This is a genomic window from Streptomyces graminofaciens (genome assembly GCF_030294945.1).
Taxonomy (GTDB): Bacteria; Actinomycetota; Actinomycetes; order Streptomycetales; family Streptomycetaceae; genus Streptomyces; species Streptomyces graminofaciens.
The window spans coordinates 7,225,996-7,241,762 of sequence record NZ_AP018448.1 but is presented as its reverse complement, the minus strand read 5'-3'; the positions used below and the strand labels follow the sequence as shown (position 1 = coordinate 7,241,762).

At 68.4% G+C, this 15,767-nt stretch carries 17 protein-coding genes and 2 pseudogenes; 5 read left to right on the top strand and 14 right to left on the bottom strand.

The window, feature by feature from the left end:
• Window positions 1–472: 472 nt before the first annotated feature.
• Window positions 473–1,417, top strand: a complete 945-nt coding sequence (locus SGFS_RS31420; protein WP_286255267.1) for a nuclear transport factor 2 family protein — start codon at window positions 473–475, stop codon at window positions 1,415–1,417.
• 196 nt (window positions 1,418–1,613) lie between these two features.
• On the opposite strand, the pseudogene SGFS_RS31415 reads toward SGFS_RS31420, so the two are convergent.
• The 5 genes and pseudogenes from SGFS_RS31415 to SGFS_RS31395 all read right to left on the bottom strand — a co-directional run.
• A pseudogene (locus SGFS_RS31415) lies at window positions 1,614–1,703 on the bottom strand (GNAT family N-acetyltransferase); the annotation flags it as partial.
• Window positions 1,704–1,880: 177 nt separating this feature from the next.
• Window positions 1,881–2,414 (bottom strand): annotated as a pseudogene (locus SGFS_RS31410) (LLM class flavin-dependent oxidoreductase); the annotation flags it as partial.
• Between the two features lie 32 nt (window positions 2,415–2,446).
• Window positions 2,447–3,058 (bottom strand): Rossmann-fold NAD(P)-binding domain-containing protein, encoded by a 612-nt coding sequence (locus tag SGFS_RS31405; RefSeq protein WP_286255264.1) that lies wholly within the window; start codon window positions 3,056–3,058, stop codon window positions 2,447–2,449.
• A gap of 496 nt (window positions 3,059–3,554) precedes the next feature.
• Window positions 3,555–4,472, bottom strand: coding sequence for an NADP-dependent oxidoreductase (locus SGFS_RS31400; RefSeq protein WP_286255263.1), 918 nt, complete (start codon window positions 4,470–4,472; stop codon window positions 3,555–3,557).
• A 271-nt stretch (window positions 4,473–4,743) separates the two neighbouring features.
• The gene (locus SGFS_RS31395) at window positions 4,744–5,496 is read right to left on the bottom strand and encodes an NADPH-dependent F420 reductase (protein WP_286255261.1); all 753 of its coding nucleotides are present in this window, start codon (window positions 5,494–5,496) and stop codon (window positions 4,744–4,746) included.
• A 246-nt stretch (window positions 5,497–5,742) separates the two neighbouring features.
• Here SGFS_RS31395 and SGFS_RS31390 point away from each other — a divergent pair, with 246 nt between their 5' ends.
• Window positions 5,743–5,931, top strand: a complete 189-nt coding sequence (locus tag SGFS_RS31390; protein ID WP_286255260.1) for a hypothetical protein — start codon at window positions 5,743–5,745, stop codon at window positions 5,929–5,931.
• Window positions 5,932–6,076: 145 nt separating this feature from the next.
• Here SGFS_RS31390 and SGFS_RS31385 read toward each other — a convergent pair whose 3' ends face one another.
• Window positions 6,077–6,913: an SDR family NAD(P)-dependent oxidoreductase gene (locus tag SGFS_RS31385; protein ID WP_286255259.1), complete on the bottom strand. Its 837-nt coding sequence runs from the start codon at window positions 6,911–6,913 to the stop codon at window positions 6,077–6,079.
• Window positions 6,914–7,009: 96 nt separating this feature from the next.
• Here SGFS_RS31385 and SGFS_RS31380 point away from each other — a divergent pair, with 96 nt between their 5' ends.
• Entirely contained in the window at window positions 7,010–7,570 is a 561-nt protein-coding gene (locus SGFS_RS31380; protein WP_286255258.1) for a TetR family transcriptional regulator, read from the top strand.
• A gap of 285 nt (window positions 7,571–7,855) precedes the next feature.
• On the opposite strand, the gene SGFS_RS31375 is transcribed toward SGFS_RS31380, so the two are convergent.
• Complete coding sequence (locus SGFS_RS31375) at window positions 7,856–8,764, bottom strand: alpha/beta hydrolase family protein (RefSeq protein ID WP_286255257.1); 909 nt, start codon at window positions 8,762–8,764, stop codon at window positions 7,856–7,858.
• Window positions 8,765–8,977: 213 nt separating this feature from the next.
• Between SGFS_RS31375 and SGFS_RS31370 the strand changes: the two genes are divergently transcribed.
• Window positions 8,978–9,580 (top strand): TetR/AcrR family transcriptional regulator, encoded by a 603-nt coding sequence (locus SGFS_RS31370; protein WP_434028220.1) that lies wholly within the window; start codon window positions 8,978–8,980, stop codon window positions 9,578–9,580.
• A 581-nt stretch (window positions 9,581–10,161) separates the two neighbouring features.
• On the opposite strand, the gene SGFS_RS31365 is transcribed toward SGFS_RS31370, so the two are convergent.
• From SGFS_RS31365 to SGFS_RS31340, 6 genes are all read right to left on the bottom strand, one after another.
• On the bottom strand, window positions 10,162–10,596 hold the full coding sequence (locus tag SGFS_RS31365) for a cupin domain-containing protein (RefSeq protein ID WP_286255255.1): 435 nt from the start codon (window positions 10,594–10,596) through the stop codon (window positions 10,162–10,164).
• Window positions 10,597–10,880: 284 nt separating this feature from the next.
• Entirely contained in the window at window positions 10,881–11,189 is a 309-nt protein-coding gene (locus tag SGFS_RS51870) for a hypothetical protein (protein WP_434028094.1), read from the bottom strand.
• 219 nt (window positions 11,190–11,408) lie between these two features.
• A complete protein-coding gene (locus tag SGFS_RS31355; RefSeq protein ID WP_286255253.1) occupies window positions 11,409–12,611 on the bottom strand; it encodes a cytochrome P450 in 1,203 nt (400 codons plus the stop codon).
• A gap of 44 nt (window positions 12,612–12,655) precedes the next feature.
• Window positions 12,656–13,879 carry an NAD(P)/FAD-dependent oxidoreductase gene (locus SGFS_RS31350; protein ID WP_286260160.1) on the bottom strand — a complete coding sequence of 408 codons (1,224 nt, stop codon included), beginning with the start codon at window positions 13,877–13,879 and terminating at the stop codon, window positions 12,656–12,658.
• Between the two features lie 5 nt (window positions 13,880–13,884).
• Window positions 13,885–14,082, bottom strand: a complete 198-nt coding sequence (locus tag SGFS_RS31345; RefSeq protein ID WP_286255252.1) for a ferredoxin — start codon at window positions 14,080–14,082, stop codon at window positions 13,885–13,887.
• A 29-nt stretch (window positions 14,083–14,111) separates the two neighbouring features.
• Entirely contained in the window at window positions 14,112–14,312 is a 201-nt protein-coding gene (locus tag SGFS_RS31340) for a hypothetical protein (protein ID WP_286255251.1), read from the bottom strand.
• 120 nt (window positions 14,313–14,432) lie between these two features.
• Here SGFS_RS31340 and SGFS_RS31335 point away from each other — a divergent pair, with 120 nt between their 5' ends.
• Window positions 14,433–15,317, top strand: a complete 885-nt coding sequence (locus tag SGFS_RS31335; RefSeq protein ID WP_286260158.1) for a phosphorothioated DNA-binding restriction endonuclease — start codon at window positions 14,433–14,435, stop codon at window positions 15,315–15,317.
• Between the two features lie 210 nt (window positions 15,318–15,527).
• Here the strand turns inward: SGFS_RS31335 and SGFS_RS31330 are convergent, their stop codons facing one another.
• Window positions 15,528–15,767: a hypothetical protein gene (locus SGFS_RS31330; RefSeq protein ID WP_286255249.1), complete on the bottom strand. Its 240-nt coding sequence runs from the start codon at window positions 15,765–15,767 to the stop codon at window positions 15,528–15,530.

The following is a 15,767-nucleotide window of genomic DNA, read 5'->3' as shown; positions in this document are numbered from 1 at the left end:
GCCGACATGACCACCGACTACTCCTGGTCGCAGGCCCGGTTCAAGCAGTACAACAACTACGGCCTCGGCTCCGGGGACCTCGGCGCCAACGACCCTGAGATGACCGACTCGTAGGCCACCGACTACACCGCCGAGAAGTACCTGGCGGGTACCGACGGCTGGAACCCGGTCTACCACTCGTAGGGCGAGGGACACAGCGGATCGGGCCGGGGCGGTGGCAGCCGCCGTCCCGGCCCTGCACCCGTGTCTTCGACGGAACGACTCCGGTGAGGTCGCCCTCGACGGCTCGGCACCTTGCTTGGACGCGACAATTCCTGTCGACCTTCGAGCGGCGGTCCGCAAGCGACGGGACAAGGATCGTCAAGGAACGGTAAAGCGTCTTGACTCCGGTCGGTGAATAGCATTTACCTGACGAGGCAGATCTTTAATCTTCAAGTTATGCTTTCGGCACTGAAATCGTCTGGAGCACACCATGCCCCCCACCTCCCCTGCCCGCAGGGCGGCCGTCGCCTTCCTCGCCGCCGCCGCTGTCCTGGGTGCCGTCGCCGTACCTGCCGTCGCGGCACCGCGGAGCACGGATGCCGGGCACGCGGCACATGGCTACGGCGGCTATGGCGACGCCGCGCGCCTCGGCTACCAGAAGGCCGTCGCCGTCACGGTCGCCAAGGGCGTGTTCGAACGCGGGGACACCAAGGTCGTGGACCGTTTCGTGCGGTCGGACTACATCCAGCACAACCCGACCGTGGGGGACGGGTCGGCGGCTCTGAAGGGCCTGGCCACCTCGATCCACCAGCAGTTCCCCGACGCGAAGTACGACGTCGAGCGGGTCATCTCCCAGGGTGACCTCGTGATGCTCCACTCCAACGTCATCCTGGTCCCGGGCACCAAGGGCTCGGCCGTCATCGACATCTTCCGCTTCCAGGGCGGGAAGATCGCCGAGCACTGGGACGTGATCCAGAGCGTGCCGGACACCACCGCCAGCGGCAACGACATGTTCTCGACGCTGAGTTCGCCGAAGACCTCGCAGCCCCTGGACCACCGGCTCACCCAGGCCAACAAGAAGCTGGTCACCAAGGCATTCGACGAGCTCATGGTCCACAAGGACCTGACCGCCCTCGACCGGTACTGGGACGCCGGCTACCTCCAGCACAACCCGCAGATGCAGAACGGTGTGGCCGCGGGCAAGGCGGGCCTCGGCGGTTACTTCGCGTCGGCACCGCAGCTGACGGTCACACCGAAGCGGATCATCGCCGAGGGCGACCTGGTGGCCGTCCACAGCCTCTACGTGAACTACCCGGGGGACCGGGGCACGGTCATCCTGGACCTGTTCCGGGTGCGCAACGGCAAGATCGTGGAGCACTGGGACATCACCCAGTCCGTGCCGGAGACCTCGGCCAACGGGAACGGGATGATCTAGACCGATCCTGAAGAGATCTTGAGCGGTGGAAGTGGGCCGACGCCCCGGTGGCACACAGGGGGCGTCGGCCTGGTGGAGGTGAACTCGCCCATCGCGAAGTGGCCGCCGACGAGACGACCCAGGCCGGCGCGCGGGCAACGGTGTCACTTCGAGCGTCCACCAGTGATCGCTCCCGCGCACGATCTCCTCCGCGTGCCCGTCGTGCGGTGCCGGTCCTCCGCCAGGTCCGCCGGACGCCGATCTCCTTCAGGGCTACGGCCGATTGCTCGGTGTACTTCTCCGCCGGCTCGATATCACGCAGCCCCTGTTGTCCAGGGCGATGGGCGGGCTGGAACGCTGAACGGGCGTTCAATTGCCTGCGACAACGCGGCCCAGAGGGGGAGGCGCACTCTCAGAGCTGACCACGAGCAGGCAGGGAGGCGCCGATTCCTCTGCCCTCCGCGAAATGAGTGCCGATGACCACTCATTCCAGCTGCGCTGGGGCCGCCATGGCGATCTGCTCGAAGATCTTCTCGTCTGCGGCGAAGTCGGAGTCGGGGATGGGCCAGTGGATCACGACCTCGGTGAAGCCCAACTCCTGATGCCGGCCCGCGAAGTCGACGAACGCGTCAACCGACTCCAAGGGGCGGCCACGGTCCGGGGTGAAACCGGTGAGCAGGATCTTGTCCACCTCGGCCACGTCCCGCCCAATCGTGGTGCACGCGTCGGCCAGCTTCTCCACCTGGCCACGGAGAGCACGGATCGATTGCTCCGGCGTGCCGTTCTCGTACAGCTTGGGGTCCCCAGTGGTCACCCACGCCTGCCCGTACCGCGCGGCGAGCCCCAGCCCGCGCGGGCCGGTGGCGGCCACCGCGAAGGGCAGTCGGGGCCGCTGCACACAGCCGGGGATGTTGCGCGCCTCGTGCGCCGAGTAGAAGTTCCCCTCGTACGACACAGAGTCCTCGGTCAGCAGCCGGTCAAGGAGGGGCACGAACTCTGCTAGCCGGACGGCCTCGTCAATGCGTGTTGCGGTGATGGCGGTGCGCTGTTTCAGCGCGCCACGTCGAAGAGGTCGGCGTCGGCGCGGGCCCTTTCTGTGAAGGGAGTCGGCTTGATGCCCCAGGTCGTGTGGACATCCTCGGGGCTGGGTGCGCCGTAGCCGATCTGGTTGGCCCATTCCTGGCTGTGCGCGACGCCTGCGAGCATGCCGTCGCGAAGGGCGTCGGTGGCCGACGGCGCCCGATAGGTGATGCGGATTCCAGTGGCGTCGGAGAGGGCGGCGGCGATGTGCGCGACGTGCGGCTCGTCGCCGTTGAGTTCGATGATCTGACGGTCGAAACGGTCCGGGTCGCGACGCAGGGCGGCGACGGCGAACCGTGCGATGTCGACCACGCTGAACAGTTGGATCGGCATGTCGGTGGAGTGGACGGAGTCGAGGCGCCCCTCGGCCAGCCAGGGGAACATGGCCCGCGCCTTGGGCGGCAGGTAGCTCTCCATGAGGGTCACCGGCCGCAGAACGGTCCAGCGGCGCAGCGTCGACGTGCGCAGGCGGGCTTCGATCAGCAGGCGGGCCGCGGCGTAGGCGTCGAAGGTGAGGCCGGTGCCGTAGTCGCTGCGGGCGAGGTGGCGTTCGAGGCCGGCGACGCTGGTCTGCACGAACATGTCCACGTCCGCGCGCTCGGCGCTTTCGATGAGGAGCGTGCCGATGTCGGCCTTGAGGCGTCACCGTGAGGGCCGACAGGGACGGCGAAGACGGAGTCGACACCGTGCATGGCGGCGTCGATGGCCTCCCGGTCGCCGAGGTCGCCCTGGATGTAGAGGGCGCCGAGTTCGGCGAGGTACTGGGCTCGGGGGATTCAGGCGCGGCGGCGTCAAAGGCGCGCACGGTGTGGCCGACATCGCGCAGGTGGCGGACGGCGGCGGCACCCTGGTCACCGGCGGCACCGGTCACGAGAACGGTGGTGGGGGTCATGCTGGGCCTTTCCTCCTGGTGGAGGTCCGGTGCCGTGGAGCGCGATCACTGAGTCGTCGGGCGTGGCGGCGATGATGTCGGCGGGCGACCGTGGGCCGCAGGCGTGCGGCCCACAGTTGCCCCTCCAGCCCGGACACGACGAGTCCGTGGACGCCGCGGAACCCTCCGGGGGTTGTGCCGCGACCCTTACCGCATTGTCAGGACGGTCTTGCCCAGAGCGTGGCCGGCTTCGACCTGGGCGAGGGCCGCCGCTGCCTCAGCGAAGGGCATGACCGTGGTGACGTGCGGGTCGAGCGCGCCGGATGCGACCAGTGCGGCAACAGGGGAGAGCGTGTCGCCGGTCTGCTCCACTTGGAAGTAGCCGCCGCCGAGTTCGGCCGCCGCCGTCGGATCAGCAGCCGTGACGATCCGGGACTTGTCCGCGACGAGATGGGCGACGGCGTACAGGGCGTCGCCGCCGACCAGGTCGAAGACGGCGTCCACGCCGTTCGGGGCGACGGCGGTGACCCGGTCGGCCACTCCTTCTCCGTAGGGGACGTGAGTGGCCCCGAGGGAGGAGACGAACTCCGCCTTGCCCGGGCCGGCGGTGCCGATCACGGTGGCGCCCAGGCCGCGGGCGATCTGCACGGCCGCGACACCGATACCGCCACCGGCTCCGTTCACCAGCAGGGTGGCACCGGGCGTCAGGTTCAGCCGGTCTATGCCCTGCTGGGCGGTGGCCGCGGACACGGACAAGGTCGCGGCGTCCGTGAATGACACGCCGGCCGGCTTGCGTGCCGCGGTCTGGACCGGCAGCAGCACGTACTCGGCGTAGCCGCCGAGCAACGGCAGGGCCCCGAAGACCTCGTCTCCGATCGTGAACCCCTCGACCCCGTCGCCGATTTCTTCGACGACCCCGGCGACCTCCGTGCCGAAGGTCGCCGGCAGGGGCAGCGGAAGGAACTCCCGCAGGTAGCCGGCGCGCACCTTCCAGTCGACCGGGTTCACCCCGGCCGCGTGCACCGCGACCAGAAGCTGGCCCGGCCCCGGAACGGGCCTGGGCAGGTCGACAAATGCCTGCGTCTCGGGACCGCCGTACTCGGTGAAAACGTATGACTTGGGCATGGCTCCTCGTTCTGTTCGATCTGGTGAAACTCGGGTGGCCGGAAAGGCCGGGGCCCGGTCGTGGTCCGCGCAGTGGTGTCACGGGCGGGGCGATATGGATGCCCCGTCTGGGGGCCAGCCCCCGGCGGGCGCTGAAGACGGCCTCGGAGCGGTCGCGGTTTCCCGGCACAGCGGGCGATCTGCTGAGGCATGGCCTCGGGAAATCCTCCGGGCCGCCCTCGCTGCCCCGACGTGATCGCCACGTGTCAGAGCTTGTGCTCTGTCTTCTCGATCACCCGTCGGCTCCCGGCGGGAAGACGCCGCCTGCCGGTCCGCGCACCGCGGTCTTGGTCAGCTCAAGGACCCGCTCTGCGGGGAGGGGGTTGCCGGTGGTCGTGGAGGCCCAGTGGAACCACTCCTGCGGGGTCAGTCCTGCGGGCGCTTCGCCGAGGTAGGCCGGGCCTGCTACCGGGGTGCCCGGGTCGGTGCGCCAGCTCTCGGTGAGCGGGCCGATGTCCACCGCGTCGTAGCCGAGGGTGTCCAGGAGCCGGACGGCTTCTTCCTTGGCCGGTGCGTCGTCGCCGGCTATGGGCAGGGCGCTGCGGTCGGGGGCGCCGGTGGGCCGGGCGAGGGTGAACAGTTGGTGTGCGCCGATGTTGTTGAAGACCTTGACCACGCGGGACCGCGCGAGGTGCCGCTGCAGCAGCCCGCCGGAGGTGAGTTCATCCTCGTCCAGCTCTGCCATGCGACCGTCCCGCTGGGGGTAGTAGTTCATCGTGTCCAGGACGGTCTTGTGGGCCAGGGCGTCCACGGGAAGCTGGTCGTACGCCTTCAGCGGGATGGTCACCACCACCAGGTCGCCGGAACGTGCCGCCTCTGCCGGTGTGACCGCGCGGGCGTGTCCGCCCAGGTCGGCTACGAGATCAGCGAGCGTCTCGGGGCCCCGGGAGTTGCTGAGCAAAACGTCGAGTCCCGCCGCGACGGCCAGGCGGGCCAGGGACGTCCCGATCGCACCGCTGCCGATGAGCCCAAGAGTCAGAGGCACTGAGTTCTCCGTTCGTGATGCCGATGACGCGCGAATGCACCGTCGGCGGGGGTGAGTTGGTCGTGTGCGGGCGGAGGGCCGAGCCGTGCGTCGCCCGCCGTAGCCGTTGGTGGGGGGCGCCCTTCGCAGGTGTGTGTCCGCGCGGCTGTCCCGCGGCGGGCGGGCAGCGGCGCAGGGTGACCCAGAGACTGTGCGCCGGGGCCGCTCGGCGTCGACGAGCGCGGTGGTGTACAGGCAGGTGACGCCGTGGAAAACGAAATCCGCCGTCGTGCCGCGGACTGGGCGCTGCGCGCCGGACGCCCAGCGAGAGCAGCCGGCGAAGACGACTTGGCAGGCCCGGACGCAGTGCTGCGCCGCGCCACGTTGTCGTACGGGCAGTTCGTGCTGGTCGAACGGGGTTCCCGGCTGGGTGATCTTCCCTTCGCCCGGCCATGAGGCGGGGCTGCCCGCACAGCTCATGGATGCGCATGTGTATGTCCGGGACGATGCCGCCCGGTCCGGCGGTCTACGGCTGAAGCAAGACGTCGTGCGCGTCGTTGCGCAGCCCTGAAACCGTTGTGAACGGCGGCCTGGGCCGTCCTCATCGGTTGGTGCTCAGACCGAGCATGGTCTCCGTGCGCGTCCACAGTCGCTGGGCGAGTTCGGGGCTGCGGGACTGCTTCGAGGTGCGGGAGTCGGCCTTCATCCTGTTGAAGTACTGGCCGTTGACGCTGTGCGGGTCGGCGACGGTCGCGAGGTGCACGAGTGGCGCTGCGCCCTCCTTGTTGTCGATCATCAGCATGCCGCCGAGACGGGTGTTGTAGATCAGATGGTTGATGCCTGCCGCGCCCGTACCGATGCTGGAATTGACGACCCCGGGGTGGAACGCGGTGGCAGTGATCCCGGTCTGCGGCGTGCGCCGGGCGATTTCCCGGGTGAAGAGCAGATCGGCGAGCTTGGAGTCGGAATAAGCGGCGGAGGTCGAGTAGCGGCGTCTGTCGAAGGAAAAGTCGTCGAGCCGGATCCGGCCGCTCCAGTGAGCGAGGCTGCTGGTGATGACGGTGTGGGTCCGGGACGCGCTGAGCCGCTCGTGCAGCAGCGACTGCAACAGGAAGGGGGCGAGGTAGTTGATCTGCAGCGACGTCTCATGCCCGTCCTCAGTGATGCGCCGCTCGGGAACCATGGCGCCGGCATTGTGGGCCAGTACGTCGATGGTGGGGCACCGTTCGAGCAGTTGCCCGGCGAGGGAACGGACCTCGGCCAGCCGCGTGTAGTCCGCGGCCAGCGGTCCGACCCCGAGTTCGGCGGCGATGGCCGCGCTCGACTCCTTCGACGGCCCGACGGGCACCACGGTGGCTCCCTGCCGGGCGAGCTGCCGTGCCGCCTCGAAGCCGATCCCGGAACTCGCTCCGGTGATCACCACGGTCCTGCCGGTCATGTCCCGATCCATCGGCCTGCCTCGTCCCTCTGCGTGCGGTCCGCGCGTGCTGGGTCACAGCATACAAACAAAATCGTTCGTCTGTACTCTGGGGGTATGAGGAGATCAGCTGAGGAAGCGAAGGCGCGCATTCTGCAGGCCGCGCAGGCCGAATTCGCCCGGTACGGCGTGACGGGGGCCCGCATCGACCGCATCGCGCGGGAGGCGGGGGCCAGCAAGGAGCGCCTGTACGCGTACTTCGGCGACAAGCAGGGCCTGTTCGACGAGGTGATCCGCGCGGCCACGGAGCACGTCTACAACGCGGTGCGCATAGAGGAAGGCGACCTGATCGCCTATACCGGCTCTCTGGTGGAGCACTTTTTCGCGCATCCCGATGATCTGAGGATGCTGAACTGGACCCGGCTGGAGGAGCAGTGCGAGAGGGCTCTCACCCTCGACGCCGTCACCGCCCACCACGCGCAGAAGGCGGCAGCGGTGCGCCGCGCGCAGGAGGCCGGCCTGGTCGACCCGGTCTGGCATCCCGACGAGCTTTTGCAGCTCATCCTGGTCACCGCCACCTACTGGGCCAGCGCCTCCGGCAGCAGCGCCGAGTCCCCGGCCCGCTACCGGAGCGTGGCCGAAGAGGCCGTCCGTCGCCTCATCGAGCCGAAACGGTGATGTTTGTGTGTGGTGGATGAGTGACGAGACCGGGAGGGCCAGGAGCAATCAGCCCGCAAGTAGCTGTTGCGGTAACGATCTTGGGGTCTGTCGATCAAACGGCAGTCTCGATCGTGGTCGCGAGGTACACACTCCCGCGGAGACGAGGGCAGTAGGGAGGGGCGCCGTTGGCACGAGTGGAAAAGGTACGTCTGGGCAGGGCACCGGTCCGCGGTACCCGTGCGGGTGCCGCAGACCGGCCACTTCGGCGCGGGGAGTCGTCCCAGTGCGTCTGCTTGCCCAGCCTCAGGCGAGATGGCTGGCGAACCATTCGAGCATCAGCTGCGGATTCTCGGGGAAGTAGTTGTAGCCGTCGAACCGGCGGGTCGTGCCTTCGATCCAGTGCAGCTTCTTGTCAGTGGCGCCCAGACTGTCGTAGATGCCCTGCACGTCGGACGGGTGGGTGCTGGAGTCGTGGTGCACCTGTGCGACGAGGGTCGGGACGGTGACGTCCTTGGCGTAGGGCGTGGGCGTCAGCTCGTCGAGGTCGAAGCCGCTGAGATTCTTGTACTCCAAGGCGAAGGTGTCGATCGCGTCCGGCAGGCCCTGCGCGGCGAGCATGCCTTGCGCGATCGGGCGAAACGAAGACGGTTGCAGCGCGATCAGCGCGCGGATGCCCTGGAATTCTTCCGGGTGTTTCGACATGGCGATGATCGTCGAGTTCGCGCCGAGGCAACGGCTGAACAGGGCGATGCGAGAGTTGTCGATGCCCCGTCGCCGACGGCTGTACCGCAACGAGCCGATCACGTCCCGGTATTCGTGGAGTCCGAAGGACATGACTCCGCCGTTGGCGGAGTCGCTCTGGCCGTGGTTGCGCAGGTCGTAGGCCAGCACGTTGTACCCGGCGTCGTGCAGATTCCGGTAGTCGGGCAGGAAGTTGACCTCGAAGTCGACCATGGCGTTGTAGGGCTCGATGTGTCCCGGGAATCCATAGCGGTTGCCCGGCCCCGGGTGGTTGGCGATCACGAGCTTGTCCGAGTCCGCCGGAATGAACCAGCCTTCCAGGGTGGTGCCGTCCTCGGATGCGAAGCGGACGTCCTCGTAGTCCATGCCGTAGTCGTCGGGGCGTCGCATGATCGGGGTGCGGACCGGGTGCGCGAAGGCGGTCACTATGCCGGTGACGGTCTGCCGCGCGGCGCTGTCGCTGATGGTCACGTTCAAGCCTCTGTGCGGTCGGTGATGGGGGGTTGTCACTCGTCGACTCACGGGCGCCGGACGTCGATCTGCGGAGCGAGGTGCGCATCGACCCCTGCCGGTCCTCGACAAAGTGGTCTGCACCCTTACTGCTCTTGGCCGTGCATCAATGTACTCAGTGAGTACATTGATGGTCAATGGTGTAACCGATCACCGTGCGTGCATCGGGATACGCTGGCAGGCATGTCCGCGAGTCGCCCTTACCACCACGGGAATCTGCGAGCCGTTCTCCTGGAGAGCGCGGAGCGTGCCCTGCGTGAGAAGGGGGCCGACGCCCTCTCACTGCGTGAACTGGCCCGCGACGCCAATGTGAGCCCTCGCGCACCCGTCCGTCACTTCAAGGACAAGCAGGCCCTGCTCAACGCCTTGGTACTCATGGGGTACGAACGGTTGGGACATGCCTTGCAGGCCGCCGACGACCGAGATGCGCCCTTGGAGTTGCGGCTTGCCACCCTCGCTCAGGCGTACCTCGGCTTCGCCGTCGACAACTCCGAATTGCTGGAACTCATGTACGCCCGTAAACACGACCCGGACGCCTCCGAGCAGATGACCGCGGCCATCGACCGGACCATGGGCGGCCTGCGGCGAGTGATCACGGAGGCCCAGAAGCGCGGCGAGATCATCGAAGGCGACCCCGAGCGACTCACGCTCGTCGTGGCCGCTGGTCTGCACGGTGTCGCCGCTCTCACGGTCAACGGCGCGCTCACCCGGCAGGCAGGAATGGACGGCGCTCGCGACGTGGTCCACCACCTGCTCCGCGGGCTCACACCCGGCTGACGTCCGCCGGCGAACCTGCCTGCCGGCAGGGCGGGCTGGTGGTGGACAGGGGCTCTTGTTGTCGCCCTGATCCCCGTCAACGGCAGCCGGCCAGCCGTCGGGTGTGACGCGAAGCGCCTCGACGACAGTGATGCGTACGTCTTCACCGCGCGGCCGGCGACGCCATGCGGGACCCGTACCGCCACCGTAGGCGAGGCCCCTGCCGCAGAAGCCCTGTTCGCAGGGGTTGAACAGGGCTCCTGCGGGGCTGAGTTGGGGGGCGTCAATCGGGTGGCTCCCCTACTGGCCCTGGGCAGCAGGACGGCAGTTTTCAGGTGGGCCGCCCCATGACCAGGGGCTATACAGAGATCGCTGCTACACCACTCGGCGGGACACCATCCCGAGCCCGCCCAGCCTTCGTCATCGTGTCGCTGAACCACCGCCCGACCATCTCAGCCGGGCGCTGGGTTTCGCTCGTCGCCATCGAGAGTGCAACGGAGCCGAACCATGCACATCCTCTTTCGAGAAGACCGGCACCACTGTTGTTCGGTGTCGGCCTTCTCGTCAGGAAAATGGATCAGGTCAGGATTGACCTGGCTGAACTACTGGAAGTCGCAGCCTGGATTGGGGGCGTCCTCGGAAAACGGCGCGCCGTGCGGCAACACGTAGAGGACGTCCAGGACCAGTGGAGTGGTCCCGAGGTTGCGGCCTATGTGCACGTGGTCGGAGCCACTCATCTCCATGATGGTGCTACCGGCCTTGTAGACGCCGTCGGATTCACAGGTTGATTCGAAGTGGCTCAGGGTTCCCTGCTTGACAAAGCCGTACAGGGTTCCGTCGTGGTAGTGCCATCCCGTGCTCTGGCCCGGTGGGATCGTGATCTCCCGGAGGACGTAGTCCGTGTCGCCGATCGTGGTCTGCGAGATCACTGTGCCCTTGACTCCAGGGCCGGGGGGAGTGGCTTGGGCGGACCCCGCGACGAGTGACGAGCTGAGGGCTACGACGGTGATCAGCCCTGTGCGGAGTAGGTTGCGCATGGAAAGCCTTTCCGTGGGGGGAAACAGGCAGACGGCCCCGACTGTGGAACATGCCCCTCTCTGCGAGGGGACGTGTGCGTACCGCAAGCAATGCCCATCGCTGATGCGTCCCGGCTCCCGCCCCACCCCAAAGCCCGGATGGAGTACGGGACTTGGTCGTCCGGTCGGCGCGTGTTCCTGATTCCCGTGCCCGGCAGGGGCACCGCGCCGAGGTTTCCCGCGCGGTATGCCGCTCGCCTCGGCGGTGTCTCCGTTGCGTCGGACATGGCAGGGTTTCAGACGGGCTACACAGAGAAGGGGTTGCTTGACTTACTCAACCTTAAGAGGGTTGCTTGACTTAGGCAAGTCGCTGTGTGGGGTGTGGATGGAGGGCGCTGTCGTCGGTCGCCGGGGTCCCCGACGTGGTCGCTTCTGCGGGACCGCTCGGCCCGGTATTCGGAGAACTGCCGAAGCGCGGTCGGGGCGTCGATCGAGCCGGGGTCGACGACATGCTCCAACGCCGCGCTCTGCAGGATGCGCTTGACCGGAACCTCGAGCTTTTTGCCGGTGATCGTGTGCGGGATCGCCTCGACCGCTACGACGTCGTCGGGCACGTGCCGGGGCGATGTGCCGTCCCGGATCGCGGACGTGATCCGCTCGTTCAGCGCGTCGGTGAGCTCGGCCCCTTCCGTCAGCCGGACGAACAGCGGCGGGACACCATCGGGCCACTTTGTCAGGGCTGCTGTGACGCGTAAGGGTTTGCGGCCTGGCTGGGCGGAGGCTGCGGGTGGAGGCCCGGTACTCCCGTGCCGGCGGCCGCGAACGCCACGTCTTCACCACACGACGGGCAGTTCGTCGACCCCGTAGACGAACGTGTTCTCCTTGAAGGCGATGTCTTCGAAGGGGACGGCGAGCCGCAGGCCGGGCAGTCGGCGGAAGAGTTCGGGCAGGGCGATCTGGAGCTCTGCCCGGGCCAGTGGCTGGCCGAGGCACTGGTGGATGCCGTATCCGAACGCGACGTGCCGGCGTGCGTTGTCCCGGCCCAGGTCCAGGCTGTCGGGGTCGGTGAAGCTCTCCGGATCGCGGTTGGCCACGTGGACCGGGACGATCACGCCCTCTCCGGCGGAGATGGTGACGCCGCCGATCGTCACGTCCTCGAGGGCGTACCGGCGCAGTCCGCCGTGGACGATGGAGAGGTAGCGAAGCAGTTCCTCCACGGCGTTCGCGGCCTCGGTCGGGCCGGCGAGCAGGCGGGGGATCTGGGCGGGGTCGCGCAGGAGGGCGACGGTGCTGAGCGCGAGCATGTTCGCCGTGGTCTCGTGGCCCGCGAACAGCAGGAAGACAGCCAGGTCGGACGCGTCCCGCTCGGTGACGGTGCCCGCGTCCACGTGTTCGGTGAGGCGGGACAGCACGTCGTCGCCGGGATTCCCGCGCTTGGCGGTGAGCAGGTCGGCGAGGTAGGCGTTGAGCTCTTCCCATGCCTGCGTGAACTGCTCTCCCGTCGCATGGGCGTCCACGAAGACCCGTGAGCGTTTCTGGAAGTACTCGTGGTCCTCGTAGGGCACACCGAGCAGGTCGCAGATCACCAGCGAGGGCAGCGGCAGGGTGAAACGCTCCACCAGGTCCGCCGACCGCTCTGACCGGGTCATCTCGTCCAGGAGCCGGGTCGTGGTGCTGGCGATCCCGGGACGCAGTGCGCCGATCCTCTTGATCATGAACTCGCGGGTGAGTGTGCTGCGCATCGTGGTGTGGATGGGCGGGTCGTAGTTGGCGAAGAACCCATGGGCGAGCGGCGGCATGTCCGGACGCTGGCTCGGGAAGCCGGAGTGTGACTGGTCGCTGCTGAACGCGGGGTTCCCGAGGACCGCGCGAGCGTCCTCCCAGCGGGTCACCAGCCAGGCACTGTGCCTGCCGTCCCAGATGGTGACCTGGGTTATCGGGTTCTCGTCCCGCAGACGGGAGTAAAGGGGCGGCGGGTCCAGGGGTGTGTTTTTCGGCCGGGTGAGGGAGTAGGCGGGAGTGTCCACAGAGGACATGGGGGACTCCTGTCGTTGTTGCCTTGACATCGCGGGGGTGGGGGTCACGCTGTTGGTGCGGTTTCGGACGGCGAACGGGCCGGGACGACGGTCCACTCCTGGCGCGCGGCGATGGCCGCACGCCAGGAACGGACGGCGCGCGGTGGCATGCCGACGGCCAGGACGCCGACCAGGTGCTCGGCCCGGCGGTAGGCGGCAATGAAGCGCCGGGTCACCAAGTCCCCCTCGACCACGACTGCTTCGTCATGGCCGCGGAGATGGCCGTACGCCTGGATCCTCATGTCGTACTGATCGGACCAGAAGTACGGCACCGGTGCGAACGGGCGGCGCTCCCGCGAGCCTTCGCACAGGAGGTTGCGGGCGACTGCCGTGCCCTGCTCGGCCGCGTTGGTGCGGTGCTCGACGCGCATGTGCGTGCCGAACAGCGGGTTGTACCAGCGAGCCACATCGCCCACCCCGTACACACCCGGTGCGGCCTCGCTGAACTCGTCGCAGACCAGGCCGTTGTCCAGGGGGAGCCCGCTGCCCTCCAGCCACTCGGTGTTGGGATGCGAGCCGATGCCGACCACGACGACATCCGCCGGTACGACGGTTCCGTCCGCCAGGGCCACTCCGGTCACCTCGCCGTCGCGGCTGAGGACCTTCCGCACCATGACCCCGGTGCGCAGGTCGACGCCGTGCTCGCGATGTGCCTGGGTCAGGGCGCGGCCGACGTCCTCGCCGACGGCGTGGGCCAGCGGTACCGGGGCGGGTTCGAGCATGGTCACGGAGAGGCCGAGTCCACGGGCCACCGAGGCGGCCTCCGAGCCGATGAAGCCGGCCCCCACCACCACGAGCCGCCGTGCGATGAGGAGTTGTCGCCTCAGCGCCACCGCGTCGTCCAGGGTGCGGATGACATGGACTCCGCGCACGCCGTCCCCGCCCGGCAGCCGACGGGGCCGTACACCGGTCGCCACGACCAGGGCGTCGTAGCCGACGATGTCACCGCCTGCCAGCGTGACGCTCCGCTCCTGGACGTTCACGCCGGTGGCTGTCCAGCCCAGCCGCAGGTCCAGTCCGAGCGCCTCGATGTCGCCGCGGTCGCGGAGAGGGAGCCGGTCCACGTCCCACTCGCCGCCAAGGATCTGTTTGGACAGCGGCGGACGGTCGTACGGCAGGTGTGTCTCGTCGCCGACGAGGGTGATCGTGCCGTGGTAGCCCTTCCGGCGCAGCGACTCTGCGGCGGCGAGGCCGCCGGCGGAGGCTCCGACGATGACCACCCGGTCCATGGCGCTCACGATTCCTGTACGCGGATGGCCGCCGCGGGGCAGACCGTGGCCGACTCACGTACGTCGTCGTGGAGTTCGGGGGCGGGCGACTCGTCGAGCAGGACGACCATGCCGTCGTCGTCGCGCTGGTCGAAGACGTCGGGGGCGATCAGGACGCACTGCCCCGAGGCCACGCACTTCGGGACGTCGACTTCTATTTTCATCCTGGTTCTCCGGTTCTCGTGTGGGTAGGTCAGGCGACGGTCAGCAGGCCGGTGGCGATGCCGCCGCTGGTGCCGCCGTCTGTCAGCAGCACGGCACCGGTGATGCGGGAGACCGCCGGGCTGCCGAGGAAGAGCAGGACGTCGGCCTGCTCGTCGGGGTTTCCGGGTGGCCGAGGGGGGATCGGGAAGGTGTCGTGCCCCGAAGGAGTCGTTGTCCGCTTCCGGTTCATCTGCCTGCCTCGTCCCTCTGCGTGGGCTCCGCGCATGCTGGATCACTCGACAGCATACAAACAAAATAGTTCGTCTGCACCTGGGGTGTGAGGAGATCAGCTGAGGAAGCGAAGGCGCGCATTCTGCAGGCCGCGCAAGCGGAATTCGCCCTGTACGGCGTGACGGGGGCCCGTATCGAGCCACTGCTGCTCCTGCACGCCCTCGGCCGGTTCCAGCAGGACGCCGACAGCGAACTCCGCTACAGCGCGGTGGAGAAGGACCTGCAGAGCCTGCTGACCGAGTACGGCCCGCCCAACAGGACAACGCCCGCCTACCCCTTCCACCACCTCGTCAGCGACGGCGTGTGGGAAGTGCGCACCGACCACGGGCACGGCAGCCCCGGGACCGGGGTACGGGTTCTCCGGGAGACGGGCGCCACCGGCCGACTCGCACCGGAACTCCAAACCGCCCTGCGCCGCGAGCCCGAACTGCTGGGGCGGATGGCGCGGTTGCTGCTCGACCTGCACTTCCCGCCCTCGCTCCACAGCGAGTTGTGCGAAGCCGTCGGCCTGGAACTGGAGCCGTCGGAGACCGCGCACCTCGTGCCCGCGCGCAGACAGCGGGACCGGCGCATGCGCGAACTTGTGCTCACCGCCTACGAGTACCGGTGCGCCTTCTGCGGCTACAACGGCAGGATCGGCACGGTCCCGGTCGGGCTGGAAGCCGTGCACGTACGGTGGTGGGCCTTCGGCGGACCGGACAAGGTCGACAACGGACTGTGCCTCTGCTCGCTGCACCACAAGCTCTTCGACAAGGGCGTCCTCGGAGTCGACGACGGCCACCGCATACTCGTCTCCCAACACTTCGTCGGCCACAGCCCCGCCGCCCGCGAGCACGTCGTCGCACTCGCGGGCCGTCCCCTCATCGGCCCGCAGCCAGGCACACCCCCTGTCGCAGCCGACCACCGCGCCTGGCACACGAGCCAGGTCTTCCACGGCACTCCACGCCCCGCCACTGCGGCCTGACCGGATGACCGACACCTCCTCTCGACCCCCTCCCTGAAGTCGGCCTGCCTTCCCGCCTCGGCGGTGTCCACCCCGAGCAGGCCCGCATCGCTGGAGCCTCTCCGACCCCTCTCCGGCCCGAGTTGTTCGGCCGCCGCCGCTGAACCCTCCTCCGTACGCTCCTGCAATGGCGCCCTTTCACCCACCAGCCCATCTCGTCACCGGCCGTACTCAGGAGGACGTCGATGTCCCGGTGCGAGCCCGAGGCCAGGACTTCCAGGGGGCGGTGTGCAGCACCCCGCCGGGCTGTTCGGCGTCCAGGACGACGCCGAGGACAGCGAGCGATCCGTCGGACCAAGGCTCCGTCCAGGTCCAAAGCACTCGGAATCGAGGCTTGGCCAGGGTGATGAGATCGTGATGCCCGTGAGCCGGCACATCCCGGCCCAGGCGTACGTTCGCGGGTTCGCTCAT